We start from the raw sequence: 18,336 nt of genomic DNA, 5'->3' as shown, positions 1-18,336 counted from the left end.
GAATCAGATAAGATAGTATTGAAATGGTTTAAAAATCGTTTTTATTATGTTTTAGAAATTTTTGATAAAAAATTTAAAAAATATAAATTTGATGAATCATTGATAATTTTATATAAGTTAATTTGGGATGATTTTTGTTCCTGGTATCTTGAAATTATTAAACCTATTATAGGTCAATTAATTTCAGAAATAGTATATTTTCAAACAATTAAGTGGTTTGAATTATTATTAAAATTAATTCATCCTTATATGCCTTTTATATCAGAAGAAATTTGGCATCTTTTGAAAAAAAGAACTAAAAAAGAGGCATTAATAATTTCTTCTTGGCCTAAGAGAAAATCTTTTAATAAAGATATATTATTGTCTTTTGAAAGAGCTACTAAAATTATATCTAAAATTCGTTTTATAAGAAATAAAATGAATTTTTCTTATAAAAAAAGTTTAGTTTTATACTCTATGAAAAAAGAAAAAGAATATTGCTCTGTTATTATAAAATTAGCAAATTTATCTAAAATTATTCATCTTTTAACAGAACCTAAAGATAGTAAATTAGTTACTTTTTTTGTAGGATCAGAAAGGTTTTTTTTATCTATTCAAAAAAATGATTTTTACGATAAAATCGATATTATGAATATTCAAAAAAAAATTCATTATTTTTATAATTTATTATATAATATTCGTAAAAATTTATCTAATAAAAAATATGTACAATCTGTTTCTAAAGAAATTTTTTTAAAAGAAAAAAAAAAAGAAAGTGATATTATAAAAAAAATAACTTCTTTAAAAGAATTTTTAAAAAAAAATTAATCCCAATTTTCACTAGACCCTCCACCTCCAAAATTACCACCTCCTCCAAATCCATCAAAATTATCTTCGTTTTCTTGAAAATATTTTTTTTTAAATAAAAAATCTGTTAAAAATAACGTATTTAACAATAATGGAGCATCTATTTCAAGAGAATAGAATAAAAAAAATATTAAAAACAAACTAAAAATAATTAAAAAATTCCATTTTAAAAAAGAATTTTGATGATGTTTTTTTTTATTTTTAAAATGATTTTTTAAAAATTTAAATATTGTTTTAATACTAAAGTTTATTGATTCATAATATAATTTTTTTTTTAATAAAGGTTTTATATTTTGTAAAATGTGTTTAGTTAAATAATCAGTAATATATGGTTCAATCCCGTATCCATTTTGGATGGATATTTTTTTATCTTTAATAGATAATAAAATAATAATTCCATTATTTTTATATTTTTGACCAATATGCCATTTTTCCCCCCATTGAGAAGCTAATAAATTTGGGTCTTCTCCATAAAGATCTTTAATTATAGCAACTAATATTTCTGTCGAAGTAGTTTTATAATATTGAATAAGTTTTTTATTTAATTCTTTAATTTGAATATTAGATAATATTCCTGCATAATCATTAATTGGATATATTTTTTTTGAATATTGAGGAATATTAAATTGTCCTTTTATTAAATTTGGAATAAAAAAAAATAAAATTAATAATAATTTTAAATTTTTTTTTATCAAATCTTTCATTTTTAATTGATTAATTTTATCATTTTATTTAGAAAAATCTATTATAGGAGCATTTTCTGTTCCTTTTTTAGATTGAAAATATCCTTTTTCTTGAAATTTAGAAAAAAAATTTGCTATAATTATTTTTGGAAATTTATTTCTATAACTATTAAAACAGTTTACTTGATCATTAAAACGATTTCTTTCTATATTAATACGATTTTCCGTTCCTTCTAATTGATTTTGTAATTCATAAAAATTTTGAGTAGATTTAATATTTGGATAATTTTCTACAATAAATAATAATCGATTAATAGAATTATTAAAATTTTCTTGTGCATTTTGAAATTTATTTATTTTATTTTGATTTAAATCATTTGTATCTATTCTAATAGAAGTTGCTTTCGCTCTTGCTTCTATTACTTTATTTAAAGTATTTGTTTCAAAATCAGCAGACCCTTTTACTGTTTTTACTAAATTTGGAATTAAATCTGCTCTACGTTGATAAACATTTTCTACTTGACTCCATTGTTTTTTTATATTTTCGTTTAAATTTACTAATTGATTATAGATCCCGGTAATCCAAAAAAATATAAAAATAATAATAGAAATTGTGATTAAAAAATTTTTTTTCATTTTTAATTTTTATAAAAATTACGAATTTATTATAATTTTTTAAAAATTTAAAAAAATTTCTTTTTTAGAAAAATAAAATGGATATTCTCTAAAAACATTTTCATTACTATCTGATCCATGAATAGCATTTTCTTTTAAAGAATTTGCATATAATTTACGTATAGTTCCCTTTTTTGCATTAATTGGATTTTTATCTCCTATTAACATTCTAAAATCTTTTACTGCATTTTCTTTTTCTAAAATAATTGATATTATAGGTCCAGAAGACATAAATTTTACTAAAGATTCGAAATATGAATTTTTTTTATGTTTTTCATAAAATTTTATAGCTAATGTTTTTGAAATAGAAGTCATTTTTAATGCTATTATTTTAAATTTTTTTTTCATGATATGAAATAAAATAGGACCTGTATATCCATTTTTTACTGCATCAGGTTTTATAATAGATAATGTAATCTTCCCCATTTTTTTATAAATCATTTTATAATAAATTTTAAAAAATTTTAATAAAAATCTACAAATTATTAATGAATTTTATACGTAAAAATTACTTTATTTTTATATATAAAAAATTAGGATTAATGATCATGAATAAAAATAATAATAAAAATAGGAGTATCTATTATGATGAGATAGGTTTTTCTTTTCAATTTTCTCAAAAAATGATTTTAAATGATTATAAATTAGCTATAATTAGTCGTGAAACTAGTATTTTAGGACGTAAAGAGGTATTAAATGGTAGAGCTAAATTTGGAATATTTGGAGATGGAAAAGAAATTCCTCAATTAGCTATGGCTAAAGTTTTTAAAAATGGAGATTTTAGATCTGGATATTACAGAGATCAAACTTTTATGATGGCTATTGGGGTTTTAACTGTAAAAAATTTTTTTTCTCAATTATATGCACATTCTGATTTAGAAGCAGAACCTGTTTCTTCTGGTAGAATGATGCCTTCTCATTTTGGAACAAGATTACTTAATAAAGATGGTAGTTGGATAAATATTATAAATAAAAAAAATTCTAGTGCTGATATTTCTTCTACAGCAGCTCAAATGCCTAGATTATTAGGTCTAGCTCAAGCTTCTAAAATTTATAAAAATTTAAATATTTTAAAAAAAACACACAAAAAATTTTCGAATAATGGAAATGAAGTAGCTTTTGGAACTATTGGAAACGCTAGTATATCTGAAGGATTATTTTGGGAAACAGTTAATGCCGCTTCAGTATTACAAATTCCAATTATACTTTCTATTTGGGATGATGAATATGGAATATCCGTTTCGAATAAGTATCAATTTTCAAAGAAAAATATTAGTGATATTTTATCTGGATTTCAAAGAAATAACAAAGAAAATGGAATAGAAATTTTTCGTGTTAATGGATCTAATTATATAGATTTAATAAAAACTTATATACAAGCAGATAAAATTGCACGAGAAGAACATGTTCCAGTTATTATACATATAACAGATTTAACTCAACCTCAAGGACATTCTACTTCTTCTTCTCATGAAAGATATAAATCTAAAAAACGTTTAGAATGGGAAAAAAATAATGATGGAATAAAAAAATTTAAAGAATGGATTTTAAATTTTCGATTTAAAACAGATCAATTACATAATAATAATATTAAAGATATTTTAAATAAAATAGATTTTGAAGCAAAAGAATATGTTCATCATGAACAAAAAATGGCTTGGATAGATTTTCAAAATCCAATTAAAAAAATTAAAAATGAAGCTATAACTTTTTTGCAAAAAATACAATTAACATATCCTTATAAAACAAAAATTAAAACATATGTTCAAAAATTACAAAATAAAAATTTATATACAAAAAAATCAATATTTAGTATCGTTCGTAGATCTTTATATCTGATTTATGAAGAAGATACTTATCAAAAAAATTGTCTTATCAAATGGTTAAAAAAAAAATATAAAATAGAACAAGATAATTATTCTTCACATTTGTATAGTATTTCTGAACAATCTAGATTAACTTCTACAGAAGTTTTTCCTATATATAAAGAAAATATAAAAAATAAAGTAGATGGAAGAATTGTTTTAAGAGAAAATTTTGATAAATTATTAGAACTATATCCTGATTTATTAATTTTTGGTGAAGATGTTGGTAAAATTGGAGATGTTAATCAAGGATTAGAAGGACTTCAAAAAAAATATGGAGAAATACGTATTTTTGATACTGGAATTCGTGAATCTACTATAGTCGGACAAGGAATTGGTCTTGCTATGCGTGGACTTCGTCCTATAGTTGAAATTCAATATATAGATTATTTATTATATGCCTTACAAATTATGAGTGATGATTTAGCTTGTTTACAATATAGAACAAAAGGAGGGCAAAAATCTCCTGTTATTATTAGAACTAGAGGACATCGTTTAGAGGGAATATGGCATTCTGGATCTCCTATGGGAGGTATTATTAATTATTTAAGAGGACTTTTAGTCCTGGTTCCAAGAAATATGGTAAAAGCTGCTGGATTTTATAATAATTTATTAGATAGAGATGATCCTGCATTAGTTATTGAATGTTTAAATGGTTATAGAATAAAAGAAAAATTACCAGAAAATTTAGGTTATTTTAAAACTCCAATTGGAATAGTAGAAATTACTAGAAAAGGAAAAGATATCACAATTGTTACTTATGGATCTACATGGAGAATTGTTCATGAAGCAGCAGAAAAATTATTTAAAATCAAAAATATAGAATTAGAAATTATTGATTTGCAATCTCTATTACCTTTTGATATTAAAAAAGATATTAAAAAAAGTTTAAAAAAAACTAATCGATTAGTAATTATCGATGAGGATGTTCCAGGGGGTGCTTCTGCTTATATTTTACAAAAAATATTAGAAGAACAAAATGGATATTATTATTTAGATTCTCCACCTGTTACTATCACTGCGAAAGAACATCGTCCTCCTTATGGATCTGATGGAGATTATTTTTCTAAACCATCTGTTGAAAATATTATAGAAAAAATATTACAAATTATGCAGTTTAATTAAATATATCTTTTATTTTATATTTATTTTTGTTAATATTAATAAACTTATTTTTCCAAATGTATGAAAATAAAAAAAACTTTACATTCCAGGATTAATGAAATGAATTTTAATAATATTTCTTTTGGAAATCATTATTCTGATCATATGTTTACTTCAGAATGTAGAAATGGAAAATGGATAAATGCTATTATTAAACCATTTGGAAATATGATTTTTTCTCCTATATCATTAGTTTTTCATTATGGACAAGCGGTTTTTGAAGGAATGAAAGCTTATAAAGATAAAAAAGAAGAAGTATTTTTATTTCGTCCAGAAGAAAATTTTAAAAGAATAAATAAATCTGCTAAACGTTTATCAATGCCAAAAATTCCAAAATATATTTTTATGGATGGGTTAAAAAAATTAATAGATATAGATAGAAATTGGGTTCCTAAAAATTATGGACAATCTTTATATATTCGTCCTTTTTTTATTGCTACAGAAGGAATTTTGTCTGCTAAACCTTCTAATAATTATTTATTTATAATTATATCTACGCCTGCAGATGATAATTATTATAAAAAACCTTTAAAAATAAAAATAGAAGAAAAATATAGTAGGTCTACTTTAGGAGGAATAGGGTTTACTAAAGCAGCTGGGAATTATGCCTCTTCTTTTTATCCAACTAAATTAGCAAAAGAAGAAGGTTTTGATCAACTTTTATGGACAGATTCTTATACTCATACTATTATTGAAGAATCTGGAACGATGAATGTTTTTTTTTGGTTAAAAAATAAATTAATTACTCCAAAATTTAATGAAAATATCTTAAGTGGGATTACTTGTAATAGTCTTCTTTCTTTAGCTCAAAAAGAAGGAATAGATATAATAGAAAAAGATTTAAAAGTTTCAGAAATAATAGATGGATTCAAGAAAGGAGAATTAAAAGAAGCTTTTGGTTGTGGGACAGCAGTAGTCGTTAATTATTTTAAAACAATTAGTTATAAAAGAGAAAATTTTTTTTTACCTGATCTTCCAGATGAAGAAAGGATATCTCTTTTATTAAAAAAAAGATTATTAGATATACAACATAATTTATCAGAAGATCCTTTTGGATGGAGATTACAATTAAAAAGATTATTATAATCTATGTATGATGATTTTCAATCTATAGAAAAAATTACTAAAAAAGGTCTATATATTTTATATAAATTAAAAAATTTTAAAAAATTAAATTTTCAATTTACTAATAAAAAACATGTAGGAGATATTACTTTAATTTTATTTCCTTTATCAAAAATTTTGAAAACCCCTGTAGAAAATATAGGAAAAAAAATTGGATTTTATGTACAAAAAAAATTAAAAAATCATATAAATTTTTCTATTATTGGAGGTTTTTTAAATTTTATTTTTAAAGATAGTTATTATCTTTATCTACTTAAAAAAATGTTAAATAATAATTTTTATGATTTAAAATTTACCTCTAAAAATATTATAGTAGAATACTCTTCTCCTAATGCAAATAAACCTCTTCATTTAGGTCATATTAGAAATATTTTGATTGGTTCTTCTATATCAAAAATATTAAATATGGTAGGACATAAAGTAAAAAAAATTCAAATTATTAATGATAGAGGAATACATATATGTAAATCTATGATTACTTGGATGAAAATCGGAGAAGGAAAAACACCTGATCATGTAGGAATGAAAGGAGATCATTTTGTAGGAAAATATTATTATTTATTTGATAAATTATATCATCAAGAAATTAAAAATAAAAAAGAAAAAAATAGTAATAATGTTCCTATTTTAAATGAAGCTAGAATATTATTAAAAAAATGGGAATCTGGTGACTGTTATACTAGAAATATATGGAAAAAAATGAATCAATGGGTTTATGATGGATTTAAAGAAACTTATCAAAAATTAGGAATAAAATTTGATCAAATAGAATATGAAAGTAAGATTTATGATATTGGAAAAAAAATTATCAAAAACGGTTTAAAAAAAGGAATTTTTTTTCAAAAAAAAGATGGATCTATTTGGATTGATTTAATGAAAGAAGGTTTTAATCAAAAACTATTATTACGTTCTGATGAAACTTCCGTATATATAACCCAAGATATAGGAACGGCTATAGAACGTTTTAAAAAATATCGTATAGACCAATTAATTTATATTGTAGGAAAAGAACAAGATTATCATTTTAAAGTTCTTTTCAGGATATTAAAACGTTTAGGATATTTATGGGTTAAAAAATTAATACATCTTTCTTATGGAATGGTAGATTTACCAAGTGGTCAAATGAAATCTAGAAAAGGAAATATTATCGATGCAGATAGTTTTATATTAGAAATGTATTCTATTGCAAAAAAATATTTTTTTAAAAAAAATGAAAAAAAACAAGATAAATATTATGAAAAAATAGCTATAGGAGCTATAAAATATTATTTTCTTCAAGTCGATCCTAAAAAAAAAATTATTTTTAATCCTAAAAAATCTATAGATTTTAAAGGAAAAACAGGAACTTATATTCAATATACTTATTCTAGAATTCGTTCTTTAGAACGAAATTTTTTAGATTTATGTTTATTAACTAATAAAGATTGGTTTAATACAAAATTAGATATATATGAAAAAAATATGATTAAAATTATTCAAAAATATCCATTAATTTTAAAAAAATCATCAATTAATTTAAATCCGTCATTAATAGCAAATTACATATATGAAGTATCTAAAATTTTTAATCATTTATATCAAAATAAAAAAATAATTAATCCTTTAAATATTATTCATAGTAATGTTTGTATGAATATTATTCATATAACAGGAAATATTTTAAAATCTGGAATGAGTTTATTAGGCATAAAAATGCTTGATAGTATGTAAAAAAGAAAAAAATAAACGTATATGTTTAAATATTTACAAAAAAAAATGGATAAAGCTCTTCATATTTTGAAGGGAAATAATAAAATAACGGAAATTAATGTTACAGCGACTCTTAAAGAAATTCGTAGAACTCTTATTGATGCAGATGTAAATTATAAAATTGCTAAAACTTTTATTCAAAAAATAAAAGAAAAATCAATTGGTAAAAAAGTTTTGACTTCTTTAAATCCAAAACAATTAATTATTAAAATTATATATGATGAATTAGTTTTATTAATGGGTGGGAAAAATAAAGAAATTAATATATCCAAAAATCCTTCTATTATTTTAATTTGTGGATTACAGGGAAGTGGAAAAACTTCTTTTTCTTCTAAACTTGCTTTTTTTTTAAAAAAAAAAAATAAAAAACCTTTATTAGTTGCTGCAGATATTCATCGTCCTGCTGCAATAGATCAATTAAAAATAATTGCAGATAAAGTTGATATTCCTGTTTTCTTTTTAAAAGAGAATAAAAATATAATAGAAATTATTAAAAAGTCTTTTTTATATGCTAATGAAAAAAAATGCAATGTGATTATTATTGATACTGCAGGTAGATTGGCTATTGATAAAATAATGATGAATGAAATTGAAACAATTTATCGATATTCTAAACCAGATGAAACTTTATTTGTAGTGGATGCAATGACGGGACAAGATGCTATTAATACTGTTCAAATATTTTCTAAAGTTTTAAATTTTGATGGAATAGTAATGACTAAATTAGATGGTGATAGTAGAGGTGGAGCAGCTATTACTATGTCTAGTGTAGTTGGTAAACCTATTAAATTCATTAGTAATGGTGAAAAAATAGAAAATATAGAAATTTTTTATCCAGAAAGAATAGCTAATAGAATTTTAGGAATGGGGGATATCGTTACTTTAGTAGAGAAAGTACAAGAACAATTTAATGAAGAAAAAACTAAAAAAATTTATAGAAAGATTTCAAAAAATCGTTTTAATTTTGAGGATTTATTTGAACAAATTAAAAAAATAAAAAAAATAGGTAGTATAAAAAATATTATGTCTATGATTCCTGGAATGGAAAATTTTTTGGATAAAAAAAAGGAAAAAAAAGATTCTTTTAAAGAAATAGAATCTATTATATTATCTATGACTCCTTATGAAAGACATCATCCTACCTTATTTTCTAATAGCAATAGAAAAAATAGAATATCAAAAGGATCTGGGATTCCTTTAAAAGAAATTAATCTTTTTTTAAAACAATTTGATAAAATTAATAAAATAATGAAAACAATGAATCATAATTCAGGATCTGAAATTATAAAAAATTTTTTATCCAAAATGATTAATTAACAAAAATATAAATTATTTTAATTTTTATAAAAATTTTCTTTTATTGAAAATATTTTTAATTTTGTTCATTTCAATATATTATTTCCATATAGTAGTAAATATTCCATTTTTTATGAATGAGTAAATCATGATGAAAGGTTTTTTAAATAGAGATAGATTTTTAAGTATTTTAGAAAAAATTAATATTTGGGATATTGTTATTATTGGAGGGGGAGCTACAGGATTAGGAATTTCTTTAGATTCCGCTTCTAGAGGATATAAAACTCTTCTTTTAGAACAATCGGATTTTTCGAAAGGAACTTCTAGTCGTAGTACAAAATTAGTTCATGGGGGTATTCGATATTTAGCTCAAGGAAATATTAAATTAGTTTATGAAGCATTAAAAGAAAGAGGTCTTTTATTAAAAAATGCTCCTCATTTAGTAAAAAAACAACGATTTATTATTCCTATTTTCAATTATAGAATGGGTTTTTTATATTGGATGGGATTAAAATCTTATGAATGGTTATCTGGATCATTAAGTTTTGGAAAAACTCAATTTTTATCAAAAAGTAAAATATTAAAAATATTTCCTGAAATAAAACCAAATAACCTAAAAGGAGGTATTTTATATTATGATGGTCAATTTGATGATTCTCGTTTAGCTATAAATTTAGCCCAAACTAGTGTAAAAAAAGGAGGAATTTTATTAAATTATTTTAAAGTAAAAAATCTTAAAAAAATAGGAAATAAAATATCTGGAGTCATTGCTTATGATCTTGAAAATAAAAAAAAATATACTATTTGTTCTAAAACAGTGATTAATGCGACTGGAGTTTTTTCTGATTCTATTTTAAAAATGGATGATCATACATGGCCAATGTTTATAAAACCTAGTCAAGGAACACATATTATATTAAATAAATCTTTTTTTAGTAGTTCAAATACGGCTATTGTTATTCCAAAAACTTCTGATGGAAGAATTTTATTTAGTATACCATGGTATGATCATGTTTTAATTGGAACTACAGATACTTTTTTAAATAAAATTATTATGGATCCTCATCCATTAGAAGAAGAAATAGATTTTATTTTACATAATTTTAACCAATATTTTTTATATAATCCTAAAAAAAATGATATTTTAAGTGCATTTTCTGGTTTACGGCCCCTAGTAATTCCTACAAATTTATCTTATAATAAAAAAACTAAAGATATTTCTAGATCACATAAATTGATGATTAGTCCTTCTGGTTTAATTACTATAATAGGAGGTAAATGGACGACTTATAGAAAAATGGCGGAAGAAACTGTTAATAAAGCTATTAAAATAGGGAAATTAAATAAAAAACTTTCTTTAACAAAAGAAATTAGAATTTATGGATCTATTTCTTCATCTAATTATAATCAATCTTCTCATTGGAATAAATATGGAGTAGACGAAGATAATATTAAAAAATTAATTAAGGAGAATCCTGTATGGGGAGATCCATTAATTTCTAAATATCCTTATTATTGTATTAAAGCAGAAATTATATGGATGGTACGTTATGAAATGGCTAGAACCATTGAAGATGTTTTGGCAAGAAGATTACGTTTTTTATTTTTAAATGCAAAAATAGCAATAAAGATAGCACCAATAGTAGCATCATTAATGGCACAAGAACTTTCTAGAGATAAAACGTGGGAAAAATCACAAGTATCTGCTTTTAAAAAATTAGCTAAAAAATATTATTATCCAATTATTTAATATTTTAATAAGCTTTTACAATGCTATTATTATATCATTATTATATGTTTATGAAAAAATATGTGCTATCATTAGATCAGGGAACTACTAGTTCTAGAGCTATTATTTTTAATAAAAAAGGAAATATTATTTCCGTAGCTCAAAGAGAATTTACACAAATTTATCCTTATCCTGGATGGGTAGAACATAATGCAGAAGAAATATGGTCTACACAAGCTTCAGTAGCTTTAGAAGCTATATTAAAAGCAAACTTATCAGGAGATAATATTATTTCAATAGGAATTACTAATCAAAGAGAAACTACTGTAGTATGGGATAAAATAACGGGAGAACCTATTTTTAATGCTATCGTTTGGCAAGATAGACGTACATCTAATTATTGTGATTTTCTTAAAAAAGAAGGATTCACTGAAATGATTATAAAAAAAACAGGTCTTATTATCGATCCATATTTTTCTGCTACAAAAATTAAATGGATATTAGAAAATATTCCAGAAGCTAGAAAAAAAGCAAATTCTGGAATATTAGCTTTTGGAACTATTGATTCCTGGTTAATATGGAATTTAACTGGGAAAAAAAATCATGTAACAGATGTGACTAATGCTTCTCGTACAATGCTTTTTAATATTCATACACTAAGTTGGGATCAAGATTTAATTAAATTGTTTGATATTCCAAAAAATATGCTTCCAGAAGTGAAATCATCTAGTGAAATTTTTGGTTATACTACAGGTAGTATTCTTTCTCATAAAATTCCTATATCTGGAATTGCAGGAGATCAACAAGCGGCCCTTTTTGGTCAAATGTGTACTAAAATTGGAATGGTAAAAAATACTTATGGAACGGGTTGTTTTATGTTAATGAATGTTGGAGATAAACCTGTTTTTTCTAAAAATAATTTAATAACAACTATTGCTTGGAAAATTAATAATAAAGTTCAATATGCTTTAGAAGGGAGTGTTTTTATTGCCGGAGCGGTTGTACAATGGTTGAGAGATGGATTAGGTCTCCTTTTATCTTCTAATGAAGCAGAAAAACTTGCTGTTTCTGTAGATAATACAGAAGGATTATATATGGTGCCAGCTTTTTCTGGATTAGGGGCTCCTTATTGGGATCAAAAAGCTAGAGGAACTATTGTAGGAATTACTAGGGGGACTACTTCTGCTCATTTTGTACGTGCAGCTTTAGAAAGTATAGCTTTTCAAAATATGGATGTATTAAAAGCAATGGAAGCAGATTCTGGAATTTCTATACAAGAACTTCGTGTTGATGGAGGAGCTACGGTTAATAAATTATTAATGCAATTTCAATCTGATATTTTAAATGTGAAAGTCGTTAAATCAAAAATTTCTGAACTTACAGCAGCAGGTGCTGCTTATTTATCTGGATTAGCTGTAAATTATTGGACTAGTTTTGAAGATATTCAAGATAAGTGGAAATTAGAACAGGTTTTTGAACCAAAAAAAATGTCAAGTCGTTTGGAAAGAATTAAAGGTTGGGAAAAAGCAATAAAAACTACTCGTTCTTGGTCAAATGAATTTTAGTAAATTTTATATATTATGATAAAAATATATGCAGAAATTATCGGAACAATGATTTTAGTTTTTTTAGGAAATGGAGTAGTAGCTAATTTAGTTTTAAATAAAACTAAAGGACATGGGAATGGAGGATGGTTAACTATTACTATTGGTTGGGCTTTAGCAGTTTTTATAGGAATTTTAGTTTCTTATCCTTATAGTGGTGGACATTTAAATCCATCTATAACAATAGGATTGGCTATAGTTGGAAAGTTTAATTGGAAGTTAGTCCCTTCTTATATTGTTTCTCAATTTATTGGATCTATGTTAGGATCTTTATTAGTTTGGATTTTATATAAAGATCATTTTTTAGAAACGAAAAAAGAACAAGATAAATTATCTGTTTTTGCTACAGTTCCTTCTATTAAAAAATTTTATTCTAATTTTTTAAGTGAAATATTAGTGACTTTTATTTTTATTTTTTTAAATTTATATCTTTCAGAAAAAATTATTTTTTTTCAGGAAGGAAAATCTCCAATATTAGTAGCCGTTTTATCTTCTTTAGTATTATTAGCAATTGGATTATCTTTAGGAGGAACTACTGGTTATGCTATGAATCCTGCTCGTGATTTAGGTCCAAGAATTATATATACACTTTTACCTATACCTGGAAAGGTAAAAAGACATTGGAATTATTCGTTGATACCTGGATTAGGTCCTATTTTTGGTAGTTGTTTTGCATCTATTTTATATTTATTTTTATCATCTTAATCATGAAAGAAATATTATAAAAAAAACTTGTAACTTTTTTTTTAGTAAAGGTAAATGGATAAATCTTTAGTTTTAAAAAATACTAATATAGATCACAGATCAATAGGAAAAAAATTAAAATTTTTTATTTTTTCTGATAGAGTAGGAACAGGATTGCCATTATGGTTACCTAGAGGAACTATTTTTAGAAAAAATTTAGAAAAATTTTTAACTGATATTCAAAAAAAACATGGATATGAAATGATTATTACTCCTCATATTGGACATAAAAAATTATATATTAGAAGTGGACATTGGAATAAATATGGAAAAGATAGTTTTCAACCCATTAAAACCCCTCGGAAAGAAGAAGAATTTTTATTAAAACCTATGAATTGTCCTCATCATTGTGAAGTTTATCGTTCACAAGAATGGTCATATAGAGATCTTCCTAAAAGGTTTGCTGAATTTGGAACAGTATATCGATATGAAAAAAGTGGAGAATTGAATGGTTTGACAAGGGTCAGATGTTTTACCCAAGATGATGCACATATTTTTTGTACATATGATCAGCTTTTAGAAGAATTTAAAAAAGTAATACATTTAGTTTTTTATGTTTTTCGTTGTCTTGGTTTTTTAGATTATACAGTTAGAGTTTCCCTTAGAGATCCTAAAAAAAAAGGGGATAATTATTATATTGGATCAGAAAAAAATTGGAAAAATGCTGAAAATGCTATTTTAACAGCTGTAAAAGAAGAAAAAATAAATGCTTCTATTCATTATGGAGAAGCTGCTTTTTATGGTCCAAAATTAGATTTTTTATTTAAAGATTCTTTAAATAGAAATTGGCAATTAGGAACTATTCAAGTAGATTATAATCTCCCGGAAAGATTTGATTTATATTATAAAGGAAAAAATAATGAAAAAAATCGTCCAGTAATGATACATCGGGCTCCTTTTGGTTCATTAGAACGTCTTATAGCGATTATAATTGAACATACAAAAGGAAATATCCCATTATGGTTAGTTCCATATCAGGCGGTAATACTTCCTATCAGTAATAAATATATGATATATGCAAAAAAAATTTTAAATTTAATGTTAGATTATAATATTCGTGTTTTTATTGATAGTAGAAATGAAAAAATTAATAAAAAAATTAGAGATTCAGAAGAAAATAAAATTCCTTATATGATTATTTTGGGAGATAAAGAGGAAAAAAATGAAATGATTTCATTAAGACGTCATAATGTTGGTCATTTAGGTATTTTTACTATTTCTAATGGAATAGATGCTATTTTTAAAGAAAGTAACTCATTTAAATAAACTTATAAAATTATAAAGCTATAAAAAAAAAATTTATTAGAGTTCATCATAAAAAAAAGAGAATATATCGTACATTTACAAAAAAAAAGGAGCATCATCGTATTAATCAATATATTGATTCTCATCAGATACGGTTAGTAGGGAAGGATATTGAAAAAGGAATTATATCAATTAAAGAAGCTCTTCAATTAGCAATGGATCAAGAATTAGATTTAGTAGAGATCAATCCTAAAGTTAATCCTCCAGTATGTAAGATATTGGATTATAAAAAATTTTTATATGAACAAAAGAAAAAAAAGAAACAATTTAAAGCGAAACAAATTAAAGTAAATACTAAAGAAATTAGATTTGGTCCTCAAATAGGAGATCATGATGGGAAAGTTAAGATTAGGAGTGCTGAAAAATTTTTAATGCGGGGTGATAAAGTAAAAGTTTTTGTTTTCTTTAAAGGGCGTTCAATTGTATATAAAGATCAAGGTAAAATAAAATTGCTAAAATTTGCAGAAGAAATTGAAGAATATGGAAAAGTCGAACAAATGCCGGTGATGGAAGGAAAAAGAATGTACATGATTTTAGCTCCAAAAAAGTTTTAATATGCCGAAATTAAAAACAAAATCAGGATCAAAAAAAAGATTTAAAAAAACAGCAAGTGGTTATATCAAAAAAAAACATGCGTTTAAAAATCATCTTTTAACTAAAAAAAATAAAAAAAGGAAACGTAAACTTTCTAAATTTTCTTTATTAAAAAGATCAGATCAAAAAAATATAAAAAAACAACTATAAGATAAATGCCAAGATCTACTAATTCTGTAAATTCTAGACGAAAACGTAAAAAAATATTAAAATTAGCAAGAGGATTTTATGGAGCTAGAAGTAAGGTTTATACAGTAGCTAAAAATGCTGTAGAGAAATCATTTGTATATGCTTTTTCAAGTAGAAAAAAAAAGAAAAGAGATTTTAGATCTCTTTGGATTCAACGTATTAATGCTGAAGTACGAAAGTATGGAATATCTTATTCTCAATTTATAAAAAAATTATATAATAATAATATTCATATTAATAGGAAATATCTTGCAGATTTTGCTATGAATGATCCTCAGTCTTTCAAAAAAATCATAGATAATATTTTGTGATAGATAAGTGATATTTTTTATTTAAAAAAATTGATAAGCTTTTTTTCTATTTTTCTTTTTTTAATAGAAGAAAAATAATCTATAAAAAGTTTTCCTTCAATATGATCATATTCATGTTGTATAACTCTAGAACATATACCTTGTAAAGTTTTTTTCTTTTTTTCCCAATTATGATCATAATATTCTATTATTATATGAGATTTTCTTTTAACATATCCCATAATTCCAGGAATACTAAGACATCCTTCATTAAAATTACATAATTCTCCGTATATTTTTATTATTTTAGCGTTAATAAAAACTTCTTCATAATTATTTATTATATCCTGATTTTTATTGTAAAAAGGAGTTTTTATGATAAAAATTCGTATATTTTTTCCTATTTGAGGAGCAGCTAAACCTATTCCTTGTACTTTATCTATAGTTTCAAACATATCATTAATTAATGTATTAATTGTTCTTCTACAAGAATGAATATCTATCTCTATAGATTTTTTTCTTAAAATAGGATTTCCATAAAAAACTATAGGTAAGATCATGATAATTTTTTTTTATTTTTCAAATTTTTAATAAGATAAGATTGTAAAATAATGGTAGCACTAATTTGATTTAAAATTCCTTTATTTCTTCTTTGTTTTTTTTTTAATCCTAATTCAATCATAGTAATAAAAGCCATTTTAGATGTAAAACGTTCATCCAATCGTTCTATTATAATATTAGGATATTTTTTATGAAATTTATAAATAAATTTTTTAATATATTTTTCTAATGCAGAATTTTTATTTTGTAAAGTTTTAGGAAGACCAATAACAATTTTTTCTATAGGGGAATTATACATAATAATATCTAAAAAATTCATTAAATTCTTAGTAAAAATAGCTGTTAGTCCAAAAGAAAATATTTTTTTATTATCTGTTATAGATAATCCTGTTATAATCTTGCCGTAATCTATTCCCAATATTTTTGTCATAATAAATAAGAACAAATATAGATATTTTTACTACTTTTGTTTTTATAAATTTTTTATGAAATTAAATAAACTAAAATTATCAATAGAAAATGCTTGGAATCATAAGGAAAAATTAGAATATCATTTAAAAAATGATGTAATATATGTGATTAATCAAATAGATAAAGGAAATATAAGAGTATCAGAATTTTTAAATGGAAAATGGAGAATAAATGAATGGGTTAAAAAAGCTATTATTATGTATTTTTCTATTCAAAAAATGAATTTAATAGAATTGGGCCCTTTAGAATTTTATGATAAAATTCCGGTAAAAAATAAATTTAAAAAAAAAGGAATTCGTGTAGTTCCCCCCGCAGTAGCACGTTACGGATCTTATATTTCTACAGGAGTGATTCTTATGCCTTCTTATGTTAATATTGGAGCCTATATAGGAGAAGGAACTATGATAGATACATGGGCTACGGTAGGTAGTTGTGCTCAAATTGGAAGTCGTGTTCATATCAGTGGTGGAGTTGGAATAGGAGGAGTTTTAGAACCTATACAAGCTTCTCCAGTTATTATTGAAGATGATGTTTTTATTGGATCTAGATGTATTTTAGTAGAAGGAGTAATTATACAAAAAGAAGCTGTTTTAGGAGCTAATGTAGTTTTAACCTCTTCTACTAAAATTTTTGATGTTTCTAATGAAAATTCTATTTTAATGAAAGGAGTTATTCCTCCATCATCTGTAGTTATACCTGGAACATATCCTAAAAAATTTCCTTCAGGAATATATCATATTCCATGTGCACTAATTATTGGAAAAAGAAAAGAAAGTACTAATAAAAAAACTTCTTTAAATGAAGTATTAAGAACGCATCATTTATTTTAATAATTTTTTAAATTTTCTATTATTTTTTTTTCATGTTTTTTGACGAAGAAATAGAAAAAAGTACAAATTTTTTAAAAAAAGGAAAAATTTTATTATATCCTACAGATACTGTATGGGGTTTAGGATGTGATATATTTAATTTAAAATCTATAGAAAAAATATATAAAATAAAAAATAGAAATTTTTCTAAATCTATGATTATTTTAGTAGAATCTATGGATCGTTTATACGAATTAGTAAAGGATATTCCTGATATAGTTATAGAAATTCTTAAAAATTATCATAATAAAAAGAAACCTATTACTATAGTATATGAAAATCCTCGTAAAATAATTTATAATTGCTTAAAAAATAATATAGATAATACTGTAGCTATTCGTTTAACAATGGATCCATTTTGTACTCGTTTAATTCATCATTTAAATAGACCGATAGTCTCTACTTCTGCTAATTTATCAGGAGATACGACTCCTCATTCATTTTCTGAAATTAATCCAGATATTTTAAATAAAATTGATTATGCTGTAAATTTTCGTAGAAAAGAAAAAGCTATCTATAGTAATTCTTCTATTTTAAAAATTGTTTCAAATAAAGTAAAAATAATACGTAAGTAATT

19 protein-coding genes are annotated in these 18,336 nt (G+C 23.4%); 14 read left to right on the top strand and 5 right to left on the bottom strand.

The genetic code is table 11. The features are described 5' to 3' along the window. A partial coding sequence (locus H0H56_RS00930; protein WP_185874003.1) for a class I tRNA ligase family protein occupies positions 1-807 on the top strand: 807 nt, incomplete at its 5' end. Here the strand turns inward: H0H56_RS00930 and H0H56_RS00925 are convergent. Genes H0H56_RS00925 through ndk form a run of 3 tightly spaced genes read right to left on the bottom strand, consistent with a single transcriptional unit; the run spans position 804 to position 2,645 of the window. After that, positions 804-1,550: a TPM domain-containing protein gene (locus H0H56_RS00925; RefSeq protein ID WP_185874002.1), complete on the bottom strand. Its 747-nt coding sequence runs from the start codon at positions 1,548-1,550 to the stop codon at positions 804-806. The two genes, H0H56_RS00930 and H0H56_RS00925, sit on opposite strands and share 4 nt — an antisense overlap. A 24-nt stretch (positions 1,551-1,574) precedes the next feature. After that, positions 1,575-2,165 carry a LemA family protein gene (locus H0H56_RS00920; RefSeq protein ID WP_185874001.1) on the bottom strand — a complete coding sequence of 197 codons (591 nt, stop codon included), beginning with the start codon at positions 2,163-2,165 and terminating at the stop codon, positions 1,575-1,577. 39 nt (positions 2,166-2,204) lie between these two features. Continuing rightward, positions 2,205-2,645, bottom strand: coding sequence for a nucleoside-diphosphate kinase (gene ndk / locus H0H56_RS00915; RefSeq protein WP_185874000.1), 441 nt, complete (start codon positions 2,643-2,645; stop codon positions 2,205-2,207). Positions 2,646-2,752: 107 nt separating this feature from the next. Between ndk and H0H56_RS00910 the strand changes: the two genes are divergently transcribed. The 11 genes from H0H56_RS00910 to rplT all read left to right on the top strand — a co-directional run bounded on the left by H0H56_RS00910 (position 2,753) and on the right by rplT (position 15,879). Further along, positions 2,753-5,194, top strand: coding sequence for an alpha-ketoacid dehydrogenase subunit alpha/beta (locus tag H0H56_RS00910; RefSeq protein ID WP_185873999.1), 2,442 nt, complete (start codon positions 2,753-2,755; stop codon positions 5,192-5,194). A gap of 60 nt (positions 5,195-5,254) precedes the next feature. Then, complete coding sequence (locus H0H56_RS00905) at positions 5,255-6,319, top strand: branched-chain amino acid aminotransferase (protein WP_185873998.1); 1,065 nt, start codon at positions 5,255-5,257, stop codon at positions 6,317-6,319. Between the two features lie 3 nt (positions 6,320-6,322). After that, positions 6,323-8,068, top strand: coding sequence for an arginine--tRNA ligase (gene argS, locus H0H56_RS00900; protein ID WP_185873997.1), 1,746 nt, complete (start codon positions 6,323-6,325; stop codon positions 8,066-8,068). A gap of 21 nt (positions 8,069-8,089) precedes the next feature. After that, positions 8,090-9,424 carry a signal recognition particle protein gene (gene ffh / locus H0H56_RS00895; protein WP_185873996.1) on the top strand — a complete coding sequence of 445 codons (1,335 nt, stop codon included), beginning with the start codon at positions 8,090-8,092 and terminating at the stop codon, positions 9,422-9,424. A gap of 127 nt (positions 9,425-9,551) precedes the next feature. Then, entirely contained in the window at positions 9,552-11,153 is a 1,602-nt protein-coding gene (locus tag H0H56_RS00890; protein ID WP_185873995.1) for a glycerol-3-phosphate dehydrogenase/oxidase, read from the top strand. A gap of 44 nt (positions 11,154-11,197) precedes the next feature. Continuing rightward, the gene (gene glpK / locus H0H56_RS00885) at positions 11,198-12,697 is read left to right on the top strand and encodes a glycerol kinase GlpK (protein WP_185873994.1); all 1,500 of its coding nucleotides are present in this window, start codon (positions 11,198-11,200) and stop codon (positions 12,695-12,697) included. A 15-nt stretch (positions 12,698-12,712) separates the two neighbouring features. Next, a complete protein-coding gene (locus H0H56_RS00880) occupies positions 12,713-13,441 on the top strand; it encodes an MIP/aquaporin family protein (RefSeq protein ID WP_185873993.1) in 729 nt (242 codons plus the stop codon). A gap of 54 nt (positions 13,442-13,495) precedes the next feature. After that, complete coding sequence (gene thrS, locus H0H56_RS00875) at positions 13,496-14,746, top strand: threonine--tRNA ligase (protein WP_185873992.1); 1,251 nt, start codon at positions 13,496-13,498, stop codon at positions 14,744-14,746. Positions 14,747-14,808: 62 nt separating this feature from the next. Then, positions 14,809-15,339, top strand: a complete 531-nt coding sequence (gene infC, locus H0H56_RS00870; RefSeq protein WP_238858490.1) for a translation initiation factor IF-3 — start codon at positions 14,809-14,811, stop codon at positions 15,337-15,339. A 1-nt stretch (position 15,340) separates the two neighbouring features. Further along, positions 15,341-15,529: a 50S ribosomal protein L35 gene (gene rpmI, locus H0H56_RS00865; RefSeq protein ID WP_185873991.1), complete on the top strand. Its 189-nt coding sequence runs from the start codon at positions 15,341-15,343 to the stop codon at positions 15,527-15,529. Positions 15,530-15,534: 5 nt separating this feature from the next. After that, a complete protein-coding gene (rplT, locus tag H0H56_RS00860; protein ID WP_185873990.1) occupies positions 15,535-15,879 on the top strand; it encodes a 50S ribosomal protein L20 in 345 nt (114 codons plus the stop codon). Positions 15,880-15,896: 17 nt separating this feature from the next. On the opposite strand, the gene def is transcribed toward rplT, so the two are convergent. Further along, complete coding sequence (gene def, locus H0H56_RS00855) at positions 15,897-16,418, bottom strand: peptide deformylase (RefSeq protein ID WP_185873989.1); 522 nt, start codon at positions 16,416-16,418, stop codon at positions 15,897-15,899. Next, entirely contained in the window at positions 16,415-16,849 is a 435-nt protein-coding gene (gene ruvX, locus H0H56_RS00850) for a Holliday junction resolvase RuvX (RefSeq protein ID WP_185873988.1), read from the bottom strand. Before ruvX ends, def begins: the two co-directional genes overlap by 4 nt. 55 nt (positions 16,850-16,904) lie before the next feature. Here ruvX and H0H56_RS00845 point away from each other — a divergent pair, with 55 nt between their 5' ends. Then, positions 16,905-17,720, top strand: coding sequence for a 2,3,4,5-tetrahydropyridine-2,6-dicarboxylate N-succinyltransferase (locus H0H56_RS00845; RefSeq protein ID WP_185873987.1), 816 nt, complete (start codon positions 16,905-16,907; stop codon positions 17,718-17,720). A gap of 32 nt (positions 17,721-17,752) precedes the next feature. Then, complete coding sequence (locus H0H56_RS00840; protein ID WP_185873986.1) at positions 17,753-18,334, top strand: L-threonylcarbamoyladenylate synthase; 582 nt, start codon at positions 17,753-17,755, stop codon at positions 18,332-18,334. Positions 18,335-18,336 lie beyond the last annotated feature (2 nt).

The organism is Blattabacterium cuenoti, assembly GCF_014252455.1.
Lineage (GTDB): Bacteria > Bacteroidota > Bacteroidia > Flavobacteriales > Blattabacteriaceae > Blattabacterium > Blattabacterium cuenoti_R.
This window is presented reverse-complemented; position numbering and strand designations above follow the sequence as displayed.